Origin of the sequence: Ruminococcus sp. 1001136sp1_2201st1_G3_2201SCRN_220225, from assembly GCF_040924365.1 — a bacterium.
Taxonomy (GTDB): domain Bacteria; phylum Bacillota; class Clostridia; order Lachnospirales; family Lachnospiraceae; genus Blautia_A; species Blautia_A faecis.
Window position 1 is genome coordinate 95956 of the sequence record NZ_JBCOME010000001.1, and the last position, 25096, is coordinate 121051.

Annotated in this window: 28 protein-coding genes; 3 read left to right on the forward strand and 25 right to left on the reverse strand. The window is 44.7% G+C overall.

Annotation, left to right across the window (positions count from 1 at the left end; all coding sequences use genetic code 11):
* The 5 genes from recA to spo0A form a co-directional block, all read right to left on the reverse strand.
* Nucleotides 1–1077, reverse strand: a complete 1077-nt coding sequence (recA, locus tag AB5642_RS00485; protein WP_118580990.1) for a recombinase RecA — start codon at nt 1075–1077, stop codon at nt 1–3.
* A gap of 655 nt (nt 1078–1732) precedes the next feature.
* Nucleotides 1733–1981: a spore coat protein gene (locus AB5642_RS00490; RefSeq protein WP_118580993.1), complete on the reverse strand. Its 249-nt coding sequence runs from the start codon at nt 1979–1981 to the stop codon at nt 1733–1735.
* 12 nt (nt 1982–1993) lie between these two features.
* Nucleotides 1994–2179: a hypothetical protein gene (locus AB5642_RS00495; RefSeq protein ID WP_148462515.1), complete on the reverse strand. Its 186-nt coding sequence runs from the start codon at nt 2177–2179 to the stop codon at nt 1994–1996.
* A gap of 394 nt (nt 2180–2573) precedes the next feature.
* Nucleotides 2574–4019 carry a glycogen synthase GlgA gene (glgA, locus tag AB5642_RS00500; protein WP_148462516.1) on the reverse strand — a complete coding sequence of 482 codons (1446 nt, stop codon included), beginning with the start codon at nt 4017–4019 and terminating at the stop codon, nt 2574–2576.
* Nucleotides 4020–4110: 91 nt separating this feature from the next.
* Nucleotides 4111–4917, reverse strand: coding sequence for a sporulation transcription factor Spo0A (gene spo0A / locus AB5642_RS00505; RefSeq protein WP_148462517.1), 807 nt, complete (start codon nt 4915–4917; stop codon nt 4111–4113).
* 572 nt (nt 4918–5489) lie between these two features.
* On the opposite strand from spo0A, the gene AB5642_RS00510 reads away from it, so the two are divergent.
* Genes AB5642_RS00510 through AB5642_RS00520 form a run of 3 tightly spaced genes read left to right on the forward strand, consistent with a single transcriptional unit; the run spans nt 5490 to nt 7060 of the window.
* Nucleotides 5490–6821, forward strand: coding sequence for a SpoIVB peptidase S55 domain-containing protein (locus AB5642_RS00510; protein ID WP_237925934.1), 1332 nt, complete (start codon nt 5490–5492; stop codon nt 6819–6821).
* 17 nt (nt 6822–6838) lie between these two features.
* Complete coding sequence (locus AB5642_RS00515) at nt 6839–6904, forward strand: DUF6783 domain-containing protein (protein WP_368366357.1); 66 nt, start codon at nt 6839–6841, stop codon at nt 6902–6904.
* Between the two features lie 30 nt (nt 6905–6934).
* A complete protein-coding gene (locus tag AB5642_RS00520; protein ID WP_334285686.1) occupies nt 6935–7060 on the forward strand; it encodes a DUF6783 domain-containing protein in 126 nt (41 codons plus the stop codon).
* Nucleotides 7061–7090: 30 nt separating this feature from the next.
* Here AB5642_RS00520 and recN read toward each other — a convergent pair whose 3' ends face one another.
* The 20 genes from recN to AB5642_RS00620 form a co-directional block, all read right to left on the reverse strand.
* Nucleotides 7091–8767: a DNA repair protein RecN gene (gene recN, locus AB5642_RS00525; RefSeq protein ID WP_173718389.1), complete on the reverse strand. Its 1677-nt coding sequence runs from the start codon at nt 8765–8767 to the stop codon at nt 7091–7093.
* Between the two features lie 238 nt (nt 8768–9005).
* Nucleotides 9006–9461: an arginine repressor gene (gene argR / locus AB5642_RS00530; protein ID WP_118581008.1), complete on the reverse strand. Its 456-nt coding sequence runs from the start codon at nt 9459–9461 to the stop codon at nt 9006–9008.
* A gap of 191 nt (nt 9462–9652) precedes the next feature.
* Complete coding sequence (locus tag AB5642_RS00535; RefSeq protein WP_173715643.1) at nt 9653–10531, reverse strand: NAD(+)/NADH kinase; 879 nt, start codon at nt 10529–10531, stop codon at nt 9653–9655.
* A 55-nt stretch (nt 10532–10586) separates the two neighbouring features.
* Nucleotides 10587–11411 (reverse strand): TlyA family RNA methyltransferase, encoded by an 825-nt coding sequence (locus AB5642_RS00540; RefSeq protein WP_173715644.1) that lies wholly within the window; start codon nt 11409–11411, stop codon nt 10587–10589.
* Complete coding sequence (gene dxs / locus AB5642_RS00545; RefSeq protein ID WP_173715645.1) at nt 11408–13291, reverse strand: 1-deoxy-D-xylulose-5-phosphate synthase; 1884 nt, start codon at nt 13289–13291, stop codon at nt 11408–11410. The genes AB5642_RS00540 and dxs overlap by 4 nt, the downstream gene beginning before the upstream one ends.
* A gap of 13 nt (nt 13292–13304) precedes the next feature.
* A complete protein-coding gene (locus AB5642_RS00550; protein ID WP_173718414.1) occupies nt 13305–14201 on the reverse strand; it encodes a polyprenyl synthetase family protein in 897 nt (298 codons plus the stop codon).
* Nucleotides 14185–14409, reverse strand: coding sequence for an exodeoxyribonuclease VII small subunit (xseB, locus tag AB5642_RS00555; RefSeq protein WP_118581019.1), 225 nt, complete (start codon nt 14407–14409; stop codon nt 14185–14187). Before xseB ends, AB5642_RS00550 begins: the two co-directional genes overlap by 17 nt.
* A gap of 81 nt (nt 14410–14490) precedes the next feature.
* Nucleotides 14491–15720 (reverse strand): exodeoxyribonuclease VII large subunit, encoded by a 1230-nt coding sequence (gene xseA, locus AB5642_RS00560; RefSeq protein ID WP_173715646.1) that lies wholly within the window; start codon nt 15718–15720, stop codon nt 14491–14493.
* On the reverse strand, nt 15713–16270 hold the full coding sequence (gene nusB, locus AB5642_RS00565) for a transcription antitermination factor NusB (protein ID WP_118581025.1): 558 nt from the start codon (nt 16268–16270) through the stop codon (nt 15713–15715). Before nusB ends, xseA begins: the two co-directional genes overlap by 8 nt.
* Nucleotides 16271–16374: 104 nt before the next feature.
* Complete coding sequence (locus AB5642_RS00570) at nt 16375–16761, reverse strand: Asp23/Gls24 family envelope stress response protein (protein ID WP_118581028.1); 387 nt, start codon at nt 16759–16761, stop codon at nt 16375–16377.
* A gap of 183 nt (nt 16762–16944) precedes the next feature.
* Nucleotides 16945–18534: a peptide chain release factor 3 gene (locus AB5642_RS00575; RefSeq protein ID WP_118581031.1), complete on the reverse strand. Its 1590-nt coding sequence runs from the start codon at nt 18532–18534 to the stop codon at nt 16945–16947.
* 136 nt (nt 18535–18670) lie between these two features.
* Nucleotides 18671–19366, reverse strand: coding sequence for a SpoIIIAH-like family protein (locus AB5642_RS00580; RefSeq protein ID WP_118581034.1), 696 nt, complete (start codon nt 19364–19366; stop codon nt 18671–18673).
* An 11-nt stretch (nt 19367–19377) separates the two neighbouring features.
* The gene (locus AB5642_RS00585; protein WP_368371398.1) at nt 19378–19764 is read right to left on the reverse strand and encodes a hypothetical protein; all 387 of its coding nucleotides are present in this window, start codon (nt 19762–19764) and stop codon (nt 19378–19380) included.
* A complete protein-coding gene (locus tag AB5642_RS00590; protein WP_148462526.1) occupies nt 19706–20272 on the reverse strand; it encodes a stage III sporulation protein AF in 567 nt (188 codons plus the stop codon). The genes AB5642_RS00585 and AB5642_RS00590 overlap by 59 nt, the downstream gene beginning before the upstream one ends.
* 87 nt (nt 20273–20359) lie before the next feature.
* Nucleotides 20360–21628 carry a stage III sporulation protein AE gene (locus tag AB5642_RS00595; RefSeq protein WP_368371399.1) on the reverse strand — a complete coding sequence of 423 codons (1269 nt, stop codon included), beginning with the start codon at nt 21626–21628 and terminating at the stop codon, nt 20360–20362.
* Entirely contained in the window at nt 21625–22011 is a 387-nt protein-coding gene (locus AB5642_RS00600) for a SpoIIIAC/SpoIIIAD family protein (RefSeq protein ID WP_118581049.1), read from the reverse strand. Before AB5642_RS00600 ends, AB5642_RS00595 begins: the two co-directional genes overlap by 4 nt.
* A 44-nt stretch (nt 22012–22055) precedes the next feature.
* Nucleotides 22056–22250, reverse strand: coding sequence for a stage III sporulation protein AC (gene spoIIIAC, locus AB5642_RS00605; protein ID WP_021924294.1), 195 nt, complete (start codon nt 22248–22250; stop codon nt 22056–22058).
* Between the two features lie 75 nt (nt 22251–22325).
* Nucleotides 22326–22841 (reverse strand): stage III sporulation protein AB, encoded by a 516-nt coding sequence (locus AB5642_RS00610; RefSeq protein ID WP_243243778.1) that lies wholly within the window; start codon nt 22839–22841, stop codon nt 22326–22328.
* Nucleotides 22838–23761, reverse strand: coding sequence for a stage III sporulation protein AA (gene spoIIIAA / locus AB5642_RS00615; protein WP_256144497.1), 924 nt, complete (start codon nt 23759–23761; stop codon nt 22838–22840). The genes AB5642_RS00610 and spoIIIAA overlap by 4 nt, the downstream gene beginning before the upstream one ends.
* A gap of 87 nt (nt 23762–23848) precedes the next feature.
* Nucleotides 23849–24997 (reverse strand): hypothetical protein, encoded by a 1149-nt coding sequence (locus AB5642_RS00620; RefSeq protein ID WP_148462530.1) that lies wholly within the window; start codon nt 24995–24997, stop codon nt 23849–23851.
* Nucleotides 24998–25096: the final 99 nt, after the last annotated feature.

Genomic DNA, 25096 nt, shown 5'->3' on the forward strand with positions numbered 1-25096 from the left:
TTATTCCTCTTCTGCTGCCGGAGCGTCAGATTCTGGTGTAGTTTCTTCTTGCTTCACATCCTGCTGCTCTTCTTCCTCACCTGGAAGAAGGTGATAATGGATACGAACCTTGCGTTCAATCTCATCGCAGATGTCCGGATGCTCTTTCAGGAACAGCTTGGCATTCTCACGTCCCTGGCCGATCTTATTTCCTTCGTATGCATACCATGCACCGCTCTTATTCACAATGGAATTCTCAGCAGCAAGATCAAGGATATCCCCTTCCTTGGAGATGCCGGTACCAAACATAATATCAAACTCAGCCTGCTTAAATGGCGGAGCAACCTTATTCTTAACAACCTTGATCCTGGTGTGGTTTCCAACCATCTCGCCGCCCTGTTTCAATGTCTCTACACGGCGTACATCAAGACGTATGGATGAATAGAACTTAAGGGCACGTCCACCAGTAGTTGTCTCCGGGTTACCAAACATAACACCAACCTTCTCACGGAGCTGGTTGATAAAGATCACAACGCAGTTAGACTTACTGATAATAGCGGTCAGCTTACGAAGTGCCTGTGACATCAGACGTGCCTGCAAACCTACATGACTGTCTCCCATGTCACCATCAATCTCTGCCTTGGGAACCAGAGCTGCAACGGAATCCACGATGATAATGTCAACTGCACCGGAACGAACCATGGTCTCTGTAATCTCCAGAGCCTGCTCACCATTATCCGGCTGGGAAATGTAAAGATTATCAATATCTACGCCGATGTTCTTCGCATATACAGGGTCAAGAGCATGCTCGGCATCGATAAAACCGGCAATTCCGCCTCTTTTCTGAACCTCGGCTACCATATGTAATGCAACAGTGGTCTTACCACTGGACTCTGGTCCGTAGATTTCTATAATACGTCCCTTCGGCACACCGCCTACCCCAAGTGCAATGTCAAGGCTCAGGGAACCGGTAGGAACAGTCTCCACCTGCATATTGGCACTGGACTCACCCAGTTTCATTACAGAGCCCTTGCCATATTGCTTCTCAATATGTCCAAGAGCCGCTTCCAGCGCTTTCTTCTTCTCTTCATTTATCATTATTCCGATCTCCTATTCTTAATAATCAGACAAGTCCGTAGTAATTTCTGTAATCATTAACCGGACTGTATAACCTGTTACCATTCACAAAAGGCACCTGGCAGAACCTTATCCGTGAACAGCAGCCAGGATCTGTTACTGTTCACTCCGTTCACAGTAACGCGCTTCGCGATGCACAGAAATCATGCAAAGCATGATTTCGCGCCGCAATTCTCGGGTTTTCTGTGAACTTTGTTCACAAAAACACCTCGCGGAACGTTACCAGTGAACAGCAGCCAGGATCTTCTTGCTTGCGCAAATACGAACCTATGTTCGTTTCTCTGTAGTACATACTATCTTAAATCAGTTCACTTGTCAAGCCCCTACTCGCCATATAAAAATTTTATTTTTCATGTTAAGCCAAACGAACTGTAAAGTTATTTTCACCGGTGGAATCATCCCGGAATACGGGTGTGAAATTCTTGTATACCCGGAGACAGACAAAACTCCGGTAAATTTTGAAATGAATCGTATACGACTTTTATATTGTCGTTTTCCTGTCAGTAATTCTACTATATAGCAAAACATCCGGAATTACAAGAATTATTTCCTGCAACCCGGATGTTATTTACTATCCCATTACTGTTCACTCCGTGACCAGTAACACTAGCCCCTCTTATCCCTGGCTAAGCACGCTTCTGACATGATCCACTTCTTCCCTTGTTGCCTGAGCTGCCGGCACATAATAGCCTCTTGCACGGGCAATCTGGTAAATCTCCTCCTGGGACATCTCGCACTGATTTCTCATCTGTTTTAAGGTTTGTTTCAGCTGAGGATTCTCTGTCTGAGGGATCATCTCCCCATAACGGGTCAGTTCACCGTTAATTCCGGCAAGGGTATCTGCTACCATCACTTTTTCATTCATCTGCGGCACCTCCTACTGTAAATACTGCATAAGCTGATTTTTGCAGTCCACTGCCGACTGGGCAGACTTCTGGAAAAACTGTTTTACCTGGGCATCTGTAGCCTTACTTGCATACTCCTCCATTTTACAATGGGTGGTGTCAAATCCGCCGATCAGGTGACGTAAATTCTGTAGATCCAGTTCTGAAATTTGGTTCATATAACCTGCCTCCTGTTAAAATATGTTACTGTTCACTCCGTTCACAGCAACGCGCTTCGCGATGCACAGAAATCATGCATTTGCATGATTTCGCGCCGCACTTCTCGGGTTTTCTGTGAACTACGTTCACAAAAAACACCTCGCGGAATGTTACCAGTGAACAGTAACTAAAATATTTCTGTAGCGAAAACCAACAGTATGGAACCTTTGTTTTCGACAGCCTTCAAATGTCCATATATACAAAATACAGGAGAAAATTAATCTCTCCTGTATCCTGAGGCGGACACTTTACAGAAAGTAGTATGTCCGAATTTCATCTTATTATGTACCGTATATATTATGTACCATATATATCTATATCCGTACTTTAAATGGCATATTTCTTACAGAATCCTTATTCCCCGATCAGCCAGTTGTACATCTCTTCATACTGGCGTGCGGAATTACTCCATGAGAAATCCTTTGCCATAGCCCGGTCTACCATCTTATTCCATTCGCGCTTCTTGTCATAGTAAATGCGCTCTGCATAGCGGATCGTGGAAAGCATCTCATGTGCATTGTAATTGCTGAATGAAAATCCAGTTCCTGTTCCTTCGAATTCATTGTAAGGCTCTACCGTATCCTTCAGACCACCTGTCTCTCTGACGATTGGAAGAGTACCATAACGAAGGCTCATCAGCTGGCTCAGACCGCATGGCTCAAACAATGACGGCATCAGAAATGCATCAGAAGCTGCATAGATTCTGTGAGACATGCTCTCATCGTAATAAATCTGTGCAGAAACCTTGCCATGATATTTCCAGTCAAAGTGACGGAACATATTCTCATAGCGCTCATCTCCTGTGCCAAGAGCTACAATCTGTACACTATCCTGACAAAGCTCGTCCATGATATAAGCGATCAGGTCAAATCCCTTCTGATCTGTCAGACGGGAAACAATACCGATCATCATAGCCTTCGGATCCTGCTCAAGTCCTAAATCTTTCTGTAGCTGGATTTTATTCTTAACCTTCTCCTTACGGAAAGTGGTAGCATTATAACGAGCTGACAGATTAATATCTGTCTCCGGATTAAAATCATTATAATCAATACCATTTACAATACCACGCAGACTATTGGAGCGTGCACGGAGCAGTCCGTCCAGACCTTCGCCATAGAACGGTGTCTTGATCTCATCTGCATATGTATTACTTACTGTAGTAACAGCATCTGCAAATACAATACCACCCTTCAGGAAGTTGCCATCCTTGTATGCTTCCAGCTTATCCGGTGTAAAGTAGTAATCGGAAAGTCCTGTAAGCTCCTTGATCGTCTTCACATCATATACACCCTGGAATTTCAGGTTATGTATGGTCATGATGGTCTTAATTCCCCAGAAGAACTGATTCTGCTGGAAGCTGTCGTGCAGATAAACAGGAACAAGACCAGTCTGCCAGTCATGGCAGTGAATAATGTCCGGACGGAAATCGATTACCGGAAGTACGGAAAGCACTGCCTTGGAGAAGAATGCAAATTTCTCCAGGTCCCACGGAGCACTGTCATATGGCTTCGGTCCACTGAAATAATACTCATTATCTATAAAGTAGAACTTAATGCCATCATACTCCATCTGAAGAATACCTACATAACAGTTCTTATATCCAAGATCCATGTAGAAGTGTGTGACATATTCCATTTTATCTTTCCATTCCTGCTTCATGCAGGCATATTTCGGTAAGATCACGCGAATATCAAAATAACGTTTATCAAAGCATTTCGGCAGTGAGCCGGCTACATCAGCCAATCCTCCGGTCTTAATGAAAGGCACTGCCTCTGATGTTGCAAAAAGAATTCTTTTCATCCAAAAAACCCTCCTTAGTAATAGCAAATAACGTTACTGCCACTTAATGCCAGTAACCTGCTTTTGTCTTTTATTATACCCCAAATTCGGCTCATTGGAAAGAACGATTTTTATATTCCAGTCTGATTTTGTCAGCAATCAGTGCAATAAACTCGGAATTGGTAGGTTTTCCTTTCCCATTGCTCACTGTATAGCCAAACAGCTGGTCAATGGTATCCATTTTTCCACGGCTCCATGCAACTTCAATGGCATGGCGGATAGCCCGCTCCACGCGGCTTGGCGTTGTCTGATGGCGTTTGGCTATGGTTGGGTATAAAATTTTTGTAATAGAATTCAGCATTTCCATGTCATTTACGGATAAAATAATGGCATCCCGCAGATACTGATAACCTTTAATATGTGCAGGTACTCCGATTTCATGTATAATATCTGTCACATCCGTTTCCAGATTTCCTGGATTGTAAGTATTTTCCTCTTCCTTTTGTCTTGGACGGTTCATTTCCCTGGCGCGTCTCTCTCCCGCCCGGCGGATGTGTTTGATCCGGTTCAGCAGCATTTTGTTGTCAAAAGGCTTCAGCATAAAATAATCTGCTCCAAGATCAAAAGCGTCCTCTGTGATCCGCTCCTGTCCCACTGCCGAAACCACAATAAATGACGGCACTTTTTTCAAATTTTCATCGTGACTGAAGCGCTCCATCACTGAAAGTCCGTCAACTTTTGGCATGATAATATCCAGTACAACCACGTCAGGCTGTTTTTCCTTTATGATGTTACAGATTTCTTCTCCATTATGTGCTTTTCCAACCAGTTTCAGGTCTTCGTCCTGATCAATGATCTTACTCAGTACCTCCACCATTTTCTCATTATCGTCCGCAATTGCCACATTCAATTTTTCCATGAGGCCATTCTCCTTCTACTATTTTGAAAATTCTCCGGCAATCCACAGCCGGAAAGTTGCTATATTTCTGATATCAGGAACCAAACGCGTTTTTCTTCCCAATATCTTCCTATCACCTGTACAAAACAGCAGGGCCCTGTTTGCTCTTGCACATTTTTCAGAAAAATTTTCCTTTGCTGTAACAACGTCTATTATAGTGGAACTGCCATGGGGAAATCAAGCCGAAACTGCCGTTTTTACTGCATTTTCGTTCGATTAGTTTCGAGTTTTTTTGCGTCTTTTAGCGACAATAATTTCATTTTTTCTGAGGAAATTTTTATATTAAGACAGCGTTTTACACCGACTCTCAATTTAACACAGTTTATTTTTTTCGCGTTTTATGATTGAAAGATATGGAACAGGTTCATAAAAATACAAGAGTGAAATCATGATTTTTCTCCATACTAGTACAGTGAAAATTAAGTTTCTGCTATATTGACACAGTATATGAAAAATCAGACAAGTCACTATAGCGGTTACTTAATATTTGCTGTACCAGCACAGTGAAAAACAAAAGAAAAGGATGTGAAAACATGTACCAGAAACGAAAATACAAACATTTTATCCTGCTCTGTCTTGTCCTTGACCTTCTGACAATGGTATTTCTGGGATATCGTTATCTGGACCGGAAAATTCCGGATGAAATACACATTGACAAAAATTCAGGACTTGACCTTTCCCAGATTTCCAATCTTCCTTTTGTATCTTTCGGAGATACAATCACTGCTTCCGGGGAAGGCAGCTACCAACTGCCTTGCAGACTTTTTGGAAAAATAGCTTTCAAGAATATTAAAGTGAAACCAACAGAGGCAGACACCATTCTGGTCAGCGGCAGCACAGTGGGGATTTACATGGAAACAGACGGAGTTCTTGTGATCGACACCGGAGAAATCCTTTCTAAAAATGGGCAGATGCAGGATCCGGCAAAAAATATTTTAAAGCCTGGCGATTATATTGTTGCACTAAATGAGCAGAAAATATCCTGCAAGCAGGATTTAATTAACGATCTGGAAACTATTGATGGAAAGCCTGTTACGGTAAGCGTGCGAAGAAATAACAGTACCATTCCGGTCTCTCTCTCCCCGGCACAGGATGCTTCCGGAAAGTACAAGCTTGGAATCTGGGTCCGGGATGATACCCAGGGAATCGGAACCCTTACCTATGTAACAAAAAACGGAAATTTCGGTGCTCTTGGCCATGGAATCAGCGATATCGACACAGGAAATCTTTTGTCAATAAAGGGAGGAAATCTTTACTGTGCCCAGATTCTCGGAGTGCAAAAAGGGGAAAAAGGAAGTCCCGGAGAACTTTCCGGGCTGATCCGTTACAGAAATGACAATGTGATCGGACAGATTCGTGTAAATAGTTCAAATGGAATTTACGGCAGTTTCACCAGCAGTTCTGGCAATAATATTACAGAGCTCCAGGCCGCAGCTTCTGCTTCAGATGATACGGTCAATGCTTCTGAAAGCTTTAACCAGTCCAAAACTTCTTTCTGGGATTTTGCAGACAGTTTTTCCGGAAATGATTCTCTGCCAATTTCCCTCCGCCAGATGAAAATCGGCTACAAACAGGAAGTACAGACCGGTCCGGCTTCCATTCTGTGTGATGTAGGTAATGGAGTAAAAGAATACGATGCAGAAATCACCAGAATCGACATGAACCACGAGGACACTAACAAAAGTTTCGTCATCCATATCACCGATCAGCGGCTTCTTAACACCACCGGCGGCATTGTCCAGGGCATGTCAGGCAGTCCCATCCTGCAAAATGGAAAAGTAATCGGTGCGGTAACCCACGTTTTTGTCCAGGATGCGGCAAGTGGGTATGGAATTTTTATTGAAAACATGCTGGAGCGTGTCTGAAAAAGGCTTTCTGCAAGATGTGCGTCACGATTTGTGGGAGATTTTGCCCGGATGAGGGCGCCGTAGCGGACTACGGCAACTGAATTCGGGCAAAATATACCGCAAAGTGGGGCGTGCAGATTGCGGGAATGATTTTTCAGACTCGCTCCGGAGCCTGCCTGAAAAAGCTTCTGATATACTCAGAAATCCCCTGTCAGACAGGAGCCTGTCTCACAGAGGATTTCAACTTACATGTTTGAAAACTCATTTTCTCAATCTACAAAAAGGAATTATGCCTTGCACTCCCTGGCCAGTTTTTTCATCTCCCTTGCATTTTCCAGCACAGCGCCAGTGATCTGGGCACCCCCAAGAAGACGGGCCAGTTCGCGGATGGAGGCTTCTTCATCAAGGGGATGGATCTGAGTGGTGGTCTTGGTGCCTTCAACCTGCTTCTCGATCTCAAAATGGGAATCTGCCATGGCTGCGATCTGGGGAAGATGGGTAATGCAGAGCACCTGATGATGATGCCCGATCACTGCCATTTTCTCAGAAACCTTCTGAGCAGTACGTCCACTGATTCCCGTATCTATTTCATCAAAAATCAATGTTTCGATCTGGTCACGGTCTGCCAGGATTGCCTTCAGTGCAAGCATAATTCTGGAAAGCTCACCACCGGATACGATTTTACCAAGGGGCTTCAGACTTTCTCCCGGATTTGTGGAAATTTCATACTGGATTTCATCATAACCATTCTCTGTAAAACTGCTTCTTCTGGAAAACGTGATGGCAAACTGTACATCCAGGAAATTTAAGTCTTTTAATCCCTGGATTACCTTTTTCTCCAGCTGATGGCTGTATTCTTTACGAATTTCCGAAAGACGGCTGCAGGCTGTTTCCAGCTTTTTCTCTGCCTTTTTCAGTTCTTCCCTGGAAGCCTCGAAAATTTCTTCATACTTCTGAAGTTTGTTCAGCTTTTCCTGCTGTTTTTTCTGGTATTCCTGGATTTCTTCGATACGCTGACCGTATTTGGCTTTCAGACCATTGAGCAGATCCAGGCGGTGCTCTGTCTCATAAAATACGGACTCATCAAAAGTCATGTCATCCATATAGGAGGACAGCTCCCTGTTAAAATCATTGAGAAGTCCGTCCACTTCGCTTAAGGTCTGGGAAAGGGATTCCAGCTGATCATCGTACTCTGTCACTCTGGAAAGCTCCCGAAGAGCCTCTCCCACTGCTTCCCCAGCTCCCTGTCCATCATATCCGGTAAGGGAATGGGCACTTTGCAGGGAATCGATAATTCTGCGTCCATTGGAGAGCTTTCGATATTGCTTTTCCAATTCTTCGTCTTCTCCTGGAACCAGAGATGCTTTCTCAATCTCATTGATCTCAAATTCCAGAAAAGCCATTTCCCGATTCTTCTGCTCTTCGTCCATATCAAGGGATTTCAGTTCTGCCTGACATTTCTTATATTCCTGATAGGCAGCTTTCACCTTCTCTTTTTCCGGAAAGATTTTCTCACGGCCATAAGCGTCCAGGATTTCCAGCTGTTTCTCCTCATAGAGAAGGGACTGGTGCTCATGCTGCCCGTGAATGTCAAGAAGACAGGCTGCAGCGGCCTTCATCTGGCTGACAGTGCTTGTCTCCCCATTTATCTTATTAATGCTCCTGCCGTCCATGATTTTTCTTGACATGAGGATCTGTCCGTCCTCCGGATAAATATCAAGTGCGGCAAGTGCTTCTTTTGCTTTCGTATTTTCAACCTGAAATAAAAGCTCTACCAGTGCATAGGGCGCATTTTCCCTGATCATGCTTCTGGATGTCTTTCCTCCCAGGATCAGCTGCATGGAACCGAGAAGAATGGACTTACCGGCACCAGTCTCACCGGTGAGGATATTCAGCCCTGGTCCGAATTCCACTTCAATTTCATCTATGAGTGCAAGGTTTTTTACGTGTAAATGTACTAACAAGGTTGACCTCCTTACGTTACTGTATATTCAAATGGACAGTAACTCCTTACTCTTTTCTCATACCCTTATAAACAGGTCTAAATGCCATATGTAATGTCAAGCAACGCTATGCTTCAAAGCCACACATGCCCTTCAGATAGCAACAATCGAGCAGGAACTCCCTGCCCGATCCACTTTATGTTCTCAGTCAGCTCTGAAACCCGATTGAAAATTCCGGTCATGCAAACTGTTTCCATTTTTATCTTCTGTTCAAAATACTGCCCAGCTTCTCCATGACACCCTCCGCCAGCTCAGAGCTTTTGCAGGCACACATAATCGTGTCATCTCCTGCAATACAGCCCAGGATTTCCGGCCATTTCAAGGCATCCAGAGCTGTGGCAACTCCCATTGCCATTCCGGTAACTGTTTTGATCACTACCAGATTCTGTCCAACCTCAATGGACACAACCGCATCATTTAACACTCTTGTATACTGGTCCCCAAGCCCTGGCTGTGTATCCTGCAGGATGGCATAGCGGGATTTCCCGTCTTTTCCTGCAACCTTGGTCATTTTCAGTGCACGGATATCTCGTGAAACCGTAGCCTGTGTCACCTTAAAACCGGCTTCATTCAATCTGGCTGCAAGCTCTTCCTGTGTATCTATGTCATATTCTTTTATCAGTTCGATAATTTTCTCATGTCTTGCTAATTTCACTTCTTAACCTCCCCTGCAAAGATTTTCTGCCCTGAAGTCTGTTAAAAAAGGCTGTCACTTACAATACCCCTTTTTCAAACAAGCTCTGAATGAACCTTTGCAACGCATTCTGAAAATGATATTATCAATAAAATTCCCATACTATGATCAATACTTATAATAATATTTGTATTCTGATACATTAATAAAAATCAGCTATCCCTCATTTTTTGTCTCAACACTTCAACAAAACTAAGATGATTCAGCTTCAAAATCCTGGTTTTCACCTCTGCCTTTCGGATCACAATCTTATCTCCTGTGATCATTGGAATCTCAGAATCCCCATCAAAAGAAGCCAGCCCTTTTTCACAATCCTGGTGACGTCCCTCTCCCATTTCCACCGTGATCACATCCTCCGCTGGGAAAACAATGCTTCGGCTGTTCAGAGTGTGTGGCGCGATCGGTGTCATAATCGTCATCTCTCCACTTGGTGAAACAATAGGACCGCCAACAGAAAGGCTGTATCCTGTCGAACCTGTAGGTGTAGAAATAATAATTCCATCAGCGTTATAAGAGTTCAGATATTCGTCATTGACAAAATTTTTAAATCTTACAACACGAAGGGGACCTTCCCTTGCAATTACAATGTCGTTTAAGGCAATATCCTTGCCAATGACCCTGTCTCCCCGGTAAACAGTCCCGGAGAGCATCATTCTCTCTTCCACCTCGTAGACATCCTCCGTAAGCTTGTCAAGAGCCTGGTATACAGACTGCCTGTCCACCTCAGCCAGAAAGCCCAGATTTCCAAGATTGACTCCCAGAAGGGGAATCTGACTACGCTTCTTATCGTGAGCCGCCTGAATGTCTCTGGCAGCCTGAAGAAGGGTTCCATCACCGCCAAGTACGATAATGCACTGTGTTTCTTCCGGAATCTTTCTTGGATCCGTATAGTGGAACGGACCCACGGTCTGTCTTCCTGCAAGCTGAACTTCACAGTGTCCGCCTCTTTTTCCAAGATAATCCACTACCCGGTCTGTAAATTCCAGATTTTTATCTTTTTCATTGTTGGTTATAATATAAAACTTATTCATACCAAAGTCCTGTATCTGTTTACTGCCCCTGTAAGCAACAGCATTCAACTGCATACTATTTTTCTGCCGGTTTATCCAATGCTCCGTGTGCCTGTGCAACCACATCCTCCACTTTCACAGTAAGACTGTCCGGAACCTCCGTTCCCTCCAGTCTTTTCTTCAGATGCAGAAGATATTCAATATTTCCCTCTGGTCCTTTGATCGGAGAAAAAGAAAGATGGCATGGCTCGAGGGAAATACTCATGGCGAAATCCCTCACCTTCTCTATCACTTCCTCGTGTACAGCAGGATCACGGACAACCCCTTTCTTTCCCACCTTTTCCCTGCCAGCCTCAAACTGGGGTTTTATCAGGCAGACGATTTCGCCATCCTCTGTAAGAAGATTTCGCACAGGTCCCAGTACCTTGGTCAGGGAAATAAAGGAAACATCAATAGAGGAAAATGCAGGTTTCTCCTGGATATCCTCCGGTACCACATAGCGAATGTTGGTTTTCTCCATGCACACAACTCTTGGGTCGTTGCGAAGCTTCCAGTCCAGCTGGCCATATCCCACATCAATAGAATATACCTTCACACCGCCATTCTGAAGCATACAGTCTGTAAAACCGCCTGTAGAGGCGCCTACATCCATGCACACCTTCCCCTCAAGACTTACATCAAATTCATTCATTGCTTTTTCAAGCTTCAGGCCGCCGCGGCTTACATATGGAAGGGTGTTTCCTCTGACTTCCACTTTCACCGTTTCAGTAAACATGGAGCCTGCTTTATCTTCCTTCTGACCATCTACATAAACCTGTCCGGCCATGATATATGCTTTTGCTTTTTCTCTGGAAGGTGCAAGAGCGCGCTCCACCAGCATCATATCCAATCGTTTCTTCATTCTCTTATTCCTTCTGAATAGTTACCTGAAATTTTCTTTATCTTCTCTGCAATGGCATTGGCGCTAAGCCCCAGCTGTACCCTAAGACTGTCCACACCTCCATGAGGCACAAAACGATCCGGAATAGCCACTGGCAGCACCTGGATACCAGGATGATGTTCTTCCATATAACCGCATACCTGCTGTCCAAAGCCACCATTTTGCACATTTTCTTCTACTGTTACCACCAGGCTGTGATTCCGCGCCAGCTGATCCAGCAAAGCTGTATCTAATGGCTTTACAAATCTGACATTTACAAAGGTAGAATCAATTCCTTCCTTCTGTAATTCACTGCAGACCTCTGCACAGATCTCCACCATGCTTCCAAGTGCCAGAACTGCTACCTTACAACCGCTGTGAAGGACTTCACTTTTCCCCATCTCCACAGCTGTCTGATATTCCTGCAGCCCCTGATATGCATTACCTCTTGGGTAACGGATTGCTACCGGGCCATCCGCTTTCACAGCAAAGCGAAGCATTTCCTTTAACTCCCAGTCATTCTTCGGTGCCATCACTGTCATTCCAGGCATCATGCTGAGATAGGAAATGTCAAAATTGCCCTGATGTGTCTCACCATCTGCTCCAACAAGACCTGCCCTGTCCACTGCAAAGATCACATGAAGCTTCTGCATGCACACATCGTGAAGCATCTGATCCACAGCTCTTTGCAAAAAGGAGGAATAAATGGCAACCACCGGGACTACTCCGCCAAGTGCCAGTCCGGCTGCAAAGGAAACTGCATGCTCTTCTGCAATTCCCACATCAAAGAACCGGTCTGGAAATCTCTGGGAAAACTTTTTCAGCCCGGTACCATCAGGCATGGCAGCTGTAATGGCAACCAGCTTCTCTTCTTCTGCTGCCACCTGGCACAAAGCATCTGCAAACACATCTGTATAACCCGGACAGACCTTCTTCTGGGTTGGCTTTCCAGTCTTGATGTCAAACGGTCCGATTCCATGAAACATATCCGGATTCTGTCTCGCAGGTTCATAGCCACGTCCCTTTTCTGTAAGAACATGAACCACAACCGGTCCCTTCACACGCTTTGCCTCATTAAAAAGGCGCATCATCTGGCGCATATTATGCCCGTCCACCGGTCCAAGATAGGTCAGGCCCATATTTTCAAAGAGCATTCCCGGAATAAAAAGCTGCTTAATGCTGCTTTTCGTCCTTCTCACAGCATCCACCATAGCGGTTCCCACACGGGGAATCTTTTTTACCGCCTTATTCAAGCTCATTTTCATTCCGGTGTATGCTTCTGCAGTACGGATCGCACTGAGATAATTTGACATTCCTCCTACATTTGGAGAGATTGACATATTATTGTCATTTAAAACAATTATAAAATTGGTATCCAATTCGGCTGCATTATTCAGCGCCTCATAAGCCATACCGCCTGTAAGCGCACCATCGCCGATCACAGAAACCACATGATAATTCTCTCCAAGAAGATCCCTTGCATGCACATAACCAAGGCCTGCAGAAATAGAATCTGAGCTATGTCCCGCGTCAAAAGAGTCGCAATTGCTCTCCCCTCTTTTTGGAAAACCACTCAGTCCGCCTTCCTTGCGCAGGGTCTCAAATTCACCTTTTCGTCCGGTGAGGATCTTATGAGTGTATGCCTGATGGCCTACATCCCAAATAAGCTTGTCATCTGGAAAATCCAGTACATTATGCAGTGCCAGTGTAAGTTCTACCACTCCAAGATTGGATGCCAGATGTCCTCCTGTCCTGCTGACGGATTCAATCAAAAAGCTTCGTATTTCTTCTGCCAGCTGCGGAAATTCAGCCAGAGGAATTTTGTGAATATCGTTGGGCTTTTTTATTTTATCCAGAATCATTTGTATCCTTCTTTCACTTCCTGCGTCCCACCAGCTCGTTCACCAGAGTAAACAGGAATTCATTTTTCTTATTCAGTCCTTCAAACAAAGTAACTGCCTCATCTGACAGCTTCTTCACCTGCTGTGATGCTTTCTCAATTCCCATAAGTGTCACATAAGTAGTCTTATGGTTCTTCTCATCACTGTGAATTGGCTTACCCAGCTCTTCCTCGGTGCTGGTCACATCCAGGATATCATCCTGGATCTGGAACGCAAGGCCGATATTTTTTGCTGCTTTTTCTACTATAGCAGTCTCTTCTTCCGCGGCACCTCCAAGAATTGCGCCTGTCATCACAGAGGCTTCAATAAGTGCAGAAGTCTTATTCTCATAAATATAATCAATCATCTCACGGCTCATAGGCTTGCCGTCATTTTCCACATCCACACTCTGTCCGCCAAGCATTCCGTAAAGTCCGGTCTTATGGGACATTACCTTCAGTGCCTGAATCACATGTGCCTGACAATCTGGTGTATCTGCCGTGTCAAAAGCTGTAAGCATCACTTCATAAGCATAATTGAGAAGTGCCACACCGCTAAGAACCCCCATAGCTTCCCCATAAACTTTATGAGTAGTAAGACGTCCTCTCCGGTAATCGTCATTATCAAGAGCCGGAAGATCATCATGGACCAGTGAATGGGTATGAATCATCTCCATTGCTGCCATAAAAGGATATGCCAGCTTCTCTTCTCCTCCAAACAGCCTTAAGGTTTCCAGGATCAGCATAGGGCGAAGGCGCTTTCCTCCTGCCAGAATACTGTAATTCATTGCCTGTGCCATAGTCTTCGCAAAACCTTCCTCTGCAGGAAGATAAGACTGGATCACTTTATTAATTTCTTCTGTTCTTTTTTTTAATTCATCTTGAAAATTCACCAAGGCTACCATCCTCATTCATCTGCAGCATTTTTTTCTCAACAGTATCAAGCTTATCATTACAATATTTCAGAAGCTCCATTCCCTGTTTATAAAGGCGAAATGAATCTTCCAGGGAGGTCTCACGGTCTTCCAGTCTTCCCGCCAGAACATCCAGCTCTGAAAAAGCCTCCTCCAGAGTTTTCTCTTCTTTTTTCTCATCAGCCATCCTTCCGCACCTCCGTCTTTATTGCTGCACACATTGTGCACAGAAGTCTTTTACTAGCTATGCACGATCTGCATGCTGACTTTATTTTTCACTGTCTGTATCTGCTCCGTAACTGCTGGCTTTTGTATTCTGTACAGACGCCTCTATTGTACCATCTGTAACATAAATCAGCAGACCATCCCCTTGTTTTACCTGTGAAACGCTTGTCAATGTCTTTCCTTCCTTATCAGAAACGTAGGAGTAACCCTGATTCAGCTTCCGAAGAGGAGAAAGACCGTGAAACCTTTCCAGATAGAGGGACAGTCTGTGTCTTTTATCTTTTATCTTTTGTTCCATGGCAGACTGGATTCGTTCCTGCACATCTGCCGCATACTGCTGACGGTCACGCAGACGGCTCTCTGGATTCAGATACTGAAGACGTGTTCCATATCTTTCCAGTTTTGCCCTGTTTACGTCAATTTTATTCCACACTGCCCGTTCCAGCCGTTCTTGATACCCTTGCATGGAATTTAAAAGAGTCCGGCAGTCAAAATAGGCGAGTTCTGCCGCTGCTGAAGGTGTAGGGGCACGAAGATCCGCCACAAAATCCGCGATGGTAAAGTCAGTCTCATGTCCCACTGCAGAAATTACAGGTGTATGGCACTCAAAAATCGCCCTTGCCACCTCTTCTTCGTTAAAAGCCCATAGTTCCTCGATAGAACCACCGCCCCGGCCTACAATGATCACATCCACGCTTGCCTCGTCCAGCATGCGGATACCACGTACAATACTGGCCGCTGCTCCCTCTCCCTGCACAAGTGCCGGGTAAAGAATACTCTGGATAAAAGGATTTCTTCGGGTGGAAACGTTGATAATATCCCGAATCGCAGCACCTGTAGGAGATGTGACAATCCCCACTCTGTGGGCAAATTCCGGTATGGGCTGCTTGTACTCCTGTGCAAACATTCCCATATCCTCCAGCTCCTGCTTCAACGCCAGGTATCTTTCATAAAGCGCACCAGCTCCCTCTAAAGTAATCTCCTTCGCATAGAACTGATATGCGCCATCTCTTTCATAAACATCTACTCTGCCCCCGGCTATCACCTTGTCTCCGTCTTTCATGCGGAAAGCAAGACCTCTTCTGGAACCTGCGAACATAACGCATTTCAGTGTGCCGCCTTCGTCCTTCAAGGTAAAATAGATGTGTCCTGTGGAGTGGTATTTACAGTTGGATACCTCTCCCTTTACATAAATATTCTGTAAAAAATAGTCCTGGGTAAACATGTTCTTCACATAGCGGTTTACCTGACCAACAGAATAGACATTATTCATTTTTATTTTCCGGTGCCCTAGAGCTTACATTGCGGTTGACAACTACCACCTTTTTGGAAGGATCCTTTACCTTGAAACCGGATTTCGGTCTTGCAGAGGTCTGTTCTTCTTTCTTAGAAGATGCCTTTCTTGCAGCAACCTTCTTATCCGGGTTGGCAATCTTTCCAAGGATTCCGTTTACGAATGCACCGGACTCTTCAGAACCGAAGCATTTCGCCAGTTCTACAGCCTCATTGATGGCAACTCCTACCGGCACTTCCTCTTTCTCATATTCAAGCTCATACACAGCCAGACGAAGAACTGTCAGATCAACACGGTTCATACGGCTTGTCTTCCATCCCATACTGATGCTGTTCAGCTTCTCATCAAGCTCATCTGTGTGGTTCATAATGTTCATATATTTGCGGCTGATATAGTCCCGGTCGCTCTCTTCCAGATTCTCAATATCAGCTAAATATAAAGCCAGCTGCTCTTCCATTTCTTTCTGTGTATTAAACTCGCTGATAAAAAGCAGCTTAAAAATATGTTCTCTCTGTTCCCTTCTTCTCATGTTTCCTCCTACTATCTGTAACTCCCGAAAATCCCTGCAAAGAAATGCCAGCTCACGCAGACATTCATAGAAAAAAAAGGAAAGGTTTACTTTCCTTTTTTCGTTTACTTGCTTTTTTCATTCTCCATATCTACGCTTGCAATATGAATATTGACATCTGCAACCTCAAGTCCTGTCATGTTCTCAATGGCTGCTTTTACTTTCTCCTGAACCTTCTTGCTGGTCTCAAGGATATTCATGCCATATTCAATATTCAGGGTAAGGTCAACGCTTACCACACTGTCAACAATTTCAACCTTAACTCCCTTGGAGAGATTCTTCATTCCAAGCTTGCTTACCAGCTCATTGGTAATATTACCTGCCATGGAGGCGACTCCGTCTACTTCTGTAGCGGCAAGTCCGGCGATAATAGTAACGACCTCATCTGCGATCTGAACCTCACCGATTCCCTCAATATCCTGTATTTTATATGTTGTTCTCTTCTCTGCCATGCTTACAAACCTCCTAGGTTTAATCTGCCGGCTGCCGGAAAATTCGCATCTTTCCCCGAGGCCAGCGTCAAATCTGCCTTACGGCGTATTTACACGAAACGGACTATCCCACGCATCTGCGCAGTTCTATTTCTATCCGAGACTTTCTTTAATTATAGCAAAATGCGTCAAAAATGAAAAGAGTTATTTACTGAATTCTGTTAATATTAAATCCGGATTTCTGTCTTCTGTCATGCCCACACTCCATGCATTGATAAACAGAAGCAACGGATTGCCTTTCAGATCTGTAACCTTCTTCATGTCAGAAGTTCCGACGATCTTGTCCACCTGAATCTCATCCTTGTTCGCAATCCATCTGATGTGCTCATATGGCAGATTTTCCAGACGAATTTCCACATTATACTCGTTCTCCAGACGATATTTCAAAACATCAAACTGGAGCACACCAACAACGCCCACAATGATCTCTTCCATATTTCCGTAAAGCTCCTGGAAAATCTGGATGGCACCTTCCTGTGCGATCTGGTTAATTCCCTTTACAAACTGCTTTCTCTTCATGGTATCCAGAAGTCTTACCCTTGCAAAGTGCTCCGGTGCAAATGTAGGAATGCCCTCAAATGCAAATTTTTTTCCAGGCGTACAGATCGTATCTCCAATAGAGAAAATACCGGGATCAAATACACCGATAATATCTCCTGCATAAGCCTCCTCAACTACATGGCGTGACTCAGCCATCATCTGCTGGGGCTGAAGAAGTCTCATCTTCTTATCCCCCTGTACATGATAAACCTCCTGGGAGGCATCGAATTTGCCGGAGCAGATACGCATAAATGCAATTCTGTCACGGTGAGCCTTATTCATATTTGCCTGAATCTTAAATACAAAAGCAGAAAAATCATCGCTCATAGGATCAACAAGACCTGAGTCTGCCATTCTTGGAAGAGGTGACGTAGTCATCTTCAGGAAATGCTCCAGGAAAGTCTCAACACCAAAATTGGTAAGAGCGGATCCAAAGAACACAGGAGTCAGTTCTCCCTTACTTACCATCTCCTGATCGAACTCGGCACTTGCGCCATCCAGAAGCTCGATTTCCTCCAGAAGCTGTTCTTTCTGCTCCGGATCCATAACCTCAAGTGCATGAGGAGAATCCAGATCGATTTCCTCAATAGTTCCCTCCTTGGTACCTTTCTGGGTATCTGTGAAAGTAAGGATCTTATTCGTGTTGCGGTCGTAAACACCGCGGAATTTCTTACCGGAACCGATTGGCCAGTTAATAGGACAGGTTGCGATTCCAAGCTCTTTTTCGATCTCGTCAAGAAGATCAAAGGTATCGTTGGCATCACGGTCCATTTTATTGATAAAAGTAAAAATAGGAATGTGTCTCATAACGCAGACCTTGAACAGCTTTCTGGTCTGTGCCTCAACACCCTTGGACCCGTCGATTACCATAACTGCAGAATCTGCAGCCATCAGGGTACGATAAGTATCCTCTGAGAAATCCTGATGTCCAGGAGTATCCAGAATGTTGATGCAGTAACCGTCATAATGAAACTGCAATACGGAAGAAGTAACGGAAATACCTCTCTCCTTCTCAATTTCCATCCAATCCGATACTGCATGGCGGGCCGTTGCCTTTCCTTTAACACTACCGGCCAGATTAATGGCTCCGCCATACAGCAGGAATTTCTCAGTCAGAGTAGTCTTACCTGCATCCGGGTGGGAAATGATGGCAAAGGTTCTTCTTTTTTCTATTTCTTTCGTATACTTCGACACGTTTAGCCTCCTATTTGAATTCTCTATTTCAGACACGCTCTAGAGCGTGTATTCTTACATTTTTGCAGCATTCCTATTCTAGTATAAGGACTGCTGCACTGTCAAGGGGGTATATCATGGATTTACTGTAGTATTATCACGGATTTACTGTAGTATCATCATCAATATCCACGGAAGTCTCCAGTGATTCATCTTTATTTACCAGTTCTTCCTCGCTTTCATTTAACGGCGTGATCACAATATTTTCCGGCGCAATTCCCGTTTTTCTTTTCACAATGTCTTCAATCTGAGCCCGTTTTGCATCTGTCAGATCTGCTTCCGGAACCACCACATCTGCCGTTTCTCCGGTAAGGTTTACGATCACATTTTCGAAGCCTTTGGCTTCCAGAAGAAGTTCTGCTGCCGACTCTTTTTCCGTCAGATCCGCCATGGAAACCATTGTGCTCACAGCCTCCTGCTTCTGGTCATCTCCCAGATCCTGGTTGTTAATAATAGCCTGCAGGTCTGCTTTATTCTGGGAACGGATCTGTTCTCTGGAAAGTTTGGCCTGGGCCGCAAAATCAGAAGCCGCAGTAAGTACAGCTTCCCCCGGCGTGCTGGTGGTCTGATCCTGCACATCCGTAAGGCTGCTATCCGCCCCGTTCTCATCTAGAAGGGCTGTTTCATCGGTCAGATCATAGTCTACATCCTCCAGAATACTGCTGCTGTCCGCGCTTGCCTCCTTATTTTTCAGGCCAAGATCTACATCTGCAAAATTCAGGTATCCTGCAACTGCGATCAGAACCGCCAGTGAAGTAATGATTACCTGGTTCTTTTTCAGAATCTTTTTCACTTTACCTCTCCTCATTTCATTTTCATTACTTTAATTTTATGGGCATCCAGCTGAAATAATGCCATAACTCCTTCTACAATATTCCTGGAAACCACAGAATTATCTGCTCCTTCCGCCGCGATCAGCACTCCGGTCACCGCCTGATTTCCGGAATCGTAGAAACTGCTGCTGTCTTTTTCTTCCCCCGTCATAAGGAGCACCCGCACTTTTCCCACTCCTTCTGTCTGGGATAAAAGATCTTCCAGTTTTTTCTCCAGAACTGTCCGTTCTGCATCCGTATTTTCCTCAGAAGAAGCAGAAAAAAAGGAACTGCTTTTTACTTCCGGGGAGCTAACCTTTTTATTGGATACCGGAAGTGCGATCACCGTAAGCAGAAGTCCCAGAAGGAGAAGAATCACCCATTGTCTGCTTCCCATTTTCCCAAGCAAGGACTTCACAGTTTTCTTCCCGGATTCCCCAGTTTGCTGCAAGTTCATCTTTTATCCCCCTCTCAAGCTCTCCATCTGGCACCGCCTTCGTCCACAGGCAGGCTTTTAACAGCTCCCCTTCTATATGTACTTTGCATGCCGTCACTTCTATGCCTTTCTTTTTCAAAGATTCCGGAATATTTTTCTCAAGCTGCTCCTCCACACCTTTTTCCAGAAGGCTTTTCTGAAGATTTTCCAGATCAAGAGTGAGCCGCTTTTTTTCCTCCTGCTGGTAAAGGCTGGAAAAGCTTTCCGGCAGTGTCTTAGCTTTTTCCAGAATGGAAAGCATGGGAGTGATCAGCATAGCCATCAGCAAAAGCCCCATAAAAAAACGCACATAACGCTGATATTTCCCGGTAGGCACCAGATGGATGAGCATAGTCAACAGAATATAAAATATGGCAAGGCATTTGATCCAGCTGTAGATGGCTTCTTTCATAATATATCACTTCCCGCATCCCATTTTTGTCTCATATCTCAGTCATATGATCAGGTTATTATGATTCATTTCCGCTTACTGTTACTTTTATCCGCCTACAGACGCCATGAGAATTATAAAGGTAAGCACACACAGAATTTCCGCAGTCAGCATGATCCGCAGAAGCAGGGCACAGCCTTCTCCCATTGTGCCAAGACAGCCTACGATTCGTTTGTCTGATACAGGCTGTGCCACTGCACCAAGGAAGCGATAGCTAAGGGATAGAAGACCATAATGAATCACAGGTCCGGCTCCTGCAAGAAGCAGAACCACCACTGCCATTGCTCCAAGACAGTTTTTCACAAGCAGTGCCCCTGCCAGAATCAATTCTGTTACCGCATTTACGGCATTTCCCACAGCCGGAATCGCTCCGGCAGTTCTGCCCAGGGCAGTTCGTTTGATAGCATCCATGGCAGGCGCAACCAACCCTCGTACCGCCTGAAGCCCAAGGACAGCCCCAAGCATGGTTTTCAGGCTCCAGCTGATCATAGTTTCCAGAAGCTCTGCCATCTTGCTTAACATATCCTCTTTGGAAAGATGGTTCACCATACAAAGAAGAACATACAGATTAGCCCCTGGCAGAATCAAAGTGAGAAGAAGCCATTCCACCAGCCACACCAGAAGAAGAACCCCCTGATAAAATACAGATGCCGTGACAGCTCCCGATGCTGCTGAAACTGCCACGAAATAAGCAGGTGCCAGGCCTTTCATAAACTGAGTCATCCACTCCAGCTGTTTTCCAAGGGAAACTCCAAGCTGCTGATAGCTGTTCATCAGAATGGTAAATAATAAAAGATATACCATGTAAAAACTTACCTCTCCAATCTGGCTGTTTTCAAATACCTCTGCAAAATTTGAAAAAACAGCAGCTGCCAGCACCAGAAGAAGAATGCGAAAAAAATTAGCCCGTTCTTTTTCCAGCCGGTCAAAAAAGAGGCTGCGCAGAAATTGCTGCACCGCCTCTTTTGAAAATACTGTTTCGCCGTTTATCATGTTTTTTAATGCTGTTCCTATGGAGAAGCTGTCCTCTCCCAGCATTTCATCCATTAAAGTTTGTACCTGTTCGAAAGACATGTCAGAAACCAGCTGCTCCGTAATGCCCTCAGAATCAGCGGAAGCTGCACGATAGCCAATACCTGCTGTTACCGTTTTCTCCGTTGTCTCTTCCTCTGTTTCGACTGCTGTTTCACCTGTAAAACTCTCTGCTTCCATGTTCTCTGCGTTTACATTTATTTTTCTGGTTCCCATCAGAATCCATACTGCAAACAACAATGCAGCAATTACCTGCCATTTTTGTTTTTTTCTCCAGAACCTCATACCATGAACTCCTGAATCGTCTTCAGAAGTGCCATAAGCACCGGCATGCTCAGCACCATCACCGACAATTTACAGAACAGCTCGATCTGAGCCGCTGTGGTGCTGTAGCCTGCATCTTTACAGATTCCGGAGGCAAACTGGCCAATGTAAGTAATTCCGATCATTTTTACCAGTGTGGAAATATATTCCGTATCCACCGGAAGTGTCTCCTGGATTTTTCCCAGAGATTCAAACAGATAATAAATTTTCCCCACAGCAAGTCCCATGATCACAAGACCAATTCCAACTGTAATAAAACAGGCGTATTCCGGTTTGGTTCCTTTCATAAGAAATCCAAGAATAACACCGCATACGCCTAGTAACGAAATCTTTATAATGTCCATTTTCCACCTCCTGAACACAGGTGACAGGATATTGGTGAATCAGATCACAATTCAAATAATTTTTTTATGCTGTCAAACAACTCATAAATATATGGTACGATCCAGAAGAGTACCACAAGAAGCCCTGCCAGGCTGACTAAAAAAGCCTGTTCCTCTCTGCCGCTGTGTTTCAGGACCTGAGAAAGTACGGAGACCAGAATCCCCACAGCAGCTATTTTGAAAATAATACTGACTTCCAAGGGGGCCTCCTTTCTTACCGTTATCTGCCTTTACATAACCGTTTTCCAGGCAATTTTCCCAGATATTATATGAAATTACCACAACAAAACTGCCAGCAGAATTCCTCCCAGAATTCCCATGCTCTGATATGTTTTCTGCTGCTTTGGCATAGCACTTTTCAGAATCTTTATCCTGTAGTCTAACTCTTCCTCCAGAAGTGTGAGCTGTGCCACCTGCATTTCCCTGTCCAGATATCCCAGTTTTTCTCCCAGAGAAAGAAAGCTTTCCCGCTCTTCCTCTGAAAGCCTGTGAAGGGGAAGCAGTCTTACCGCGCATTCCCTGAAAATCTCATCAAAGGTAATTCCAGGCCGCTGCTGAAGCCATCCTGCAGTTTCTTTGAGAAAAAGCCTGTACTCTCCTGGCATTTTTGCTGCAGCATCAAGAAAGGCATCTTCCAACGTCGCCCCTGTGCAGCGGATTTCCCCTTTCAGTAACAGAAGAAGCTGCGCCAGTTTTTCCAGAATTTTCAGTCTGGCTGTCAGTTCCATGCTTTTACACAGCCCAAGACCTGTTCCGGAAAAAAGGATCAGAATGATTCCTGCTGTTTTCAACAAGGCCTCCCATTTCTGTCATAAATTCCAAGTATGGTTCCTGCATGTTCTCCCTTGTCCAGGAAAATATACCGTTCAAACACTCTTCTTCTCACCAGCTTTTCAAAATAAGGCTGATGGATCACGTCCTCAATGGAATTCCCATGAGCAGTGGCGATCACTTTACATCCACTGTGGATCACAGATTCCACAGCTTTAAAGTCTTCTTTCCGTCCCAGTTCGTCTACAGCCACAACTGCCGGGGACATAGAACGGATCAGCATTTCCATCCCTTCTGCCTTCGGACAGCCGTCCAGAACATCTGTACGCATGCCAAGGTCATTCTGGGGAACTCCCTGATAGGAACCGGCAAGCTCACTTCTCTCATCTACAACGCCAACCGTTACCCCCGGCATTTTTTTCTTTTCCTCACCATTGCTCAGCTGACGGATAATATCCCGGAGCAGGGTTGTTTTCCCCCCTCTTGGCGGAGAAACGATCAAAGTATGGGCTACCCAGTCTTTTTTGCGGATATAGGGCATCACCTGGTCTGCGCAGCCTACCACTTCGTGAGCCAGACGTACATTGATACAGGAAATATATTTCATTCCCTGGATCTCATTGCCGTCAAGAATCACCTTTCCGGTAACACCTACCCGATGACCTCCCTGAACAGTGAGAAATCCCTGGCGCATTTCATCTTCATAGGAATAAAGGGAATAACCACTTATATATTCCATGGTTTCCTTCAGATCTTCCCTTGTCACCACGTATTTGCCATCATGGTCGGTAAGGAAACCCTCACCTCCGTCATAGGTGTAGAACAGCGGCCGTCCTACTCTTAACCGTATCTCATATATTTTGTCATAATCAAGGTTTGCATTCATCAACAGTCTGCGGATATTGCCTGCAAACAGGTTCTGAATCTGCTCTGCTTCTATGTTGTATCACCTCTCAATTTTAATATATGTGGACAATCCCGGATTCATTCTTAAATAAATCCCCCAGATTTCAGTTCTGGACACATTCTAATACTGGCTCACATTACTCTGTATGCTCTGCTGGTATTCTTCCGTTCTGGGAAGGCTCAGTTTTAAAACCCTGTCCACAATATTCACAGACGCTGAACTATATGCATAAGCAGCGGATTCAAACAGCACGTACAAGTCATCCCCATCCACAAAAATCTGTTCGATTCGTTCCGGAAACCGATAGCTGACAGCAGAATTCTCATCTACATAAAGCCTTTTATCGGATTTCTCATAAAATACCACTCTGGAAGGCAGAATTCCAAAGGAATGAGACAAAAGAAGCTTGTCGTTATAAAAAGTCATTCCCTGGGCCTGTTCGGAAATGGTGGAATAATCAAGGGGAACCGCCATCCCGAAGTTCATTCCCAGACCTTCATCCATAGTATTTATCAGGTTTCCCTGATCATCTACTGCATATCTTGCAATGGCACTGTCTGTATATTTTGTAAAACAGCCAACGTACAGACACCCATCATAAAAGGTCATAAAGGAATCACGGACGATTCCGTAAAGGCTGGCTACCTGGTTGGTCGCGATAGGATGCCTGCCTGCATCATAGTCATAATTTTCGATAGATTCCATGGTAAGGCTCACTGCCTGGGCAAGTTCCTGCGTATTTGAAGAATACCACAGAATCCGGTGTTCACTGTCATATGCCAGACCGCCAACATGTGGCTGTCCGGGCAAAATAATTTCTTTTATAAAACGATGCGATTCTTTGTTGATCATATAGATCACAGAGTTATGCTTTTTCGCATGGCAATAGGCACTTACAAAAACATAATCCTCTGTTACTGCCAGACCCTGCGGTGTCATAGTGGTACACATGGCCGGCATATCACCCTCACTGGTAAGAAGGGTTCGTGTTGCTTTCAGGCCGGGAATAATATAGGTTCCGTATTCCCGCTCCTTTTTCCTGTCTTCAAAGGCAAATGCCATCAGCTCTTCTTTCTGGGAAAGCATCTGGATCTGTCCACGAAGAGTATAGTAAGCCGCTTCCTGATTAGTGGTTTTCCTCTTGGTGGGCGGCTCATTTCTGCCTCTGTATATAAAGGCATATGCCAGATAAGATCCCACGATGACCAGAACCATGATCAGGATCCTGAGCCAGAAAATGCGGTTTTTCCATTTCATCTTTTTCGTCATTTATCTGCACTGCTTCCGCAATAGTACTCTTTTGGTAACTGTTCTGTACCTTCACAACTACATGCTTTACAATTGCATGCTTCGCGATACACAAAAAAT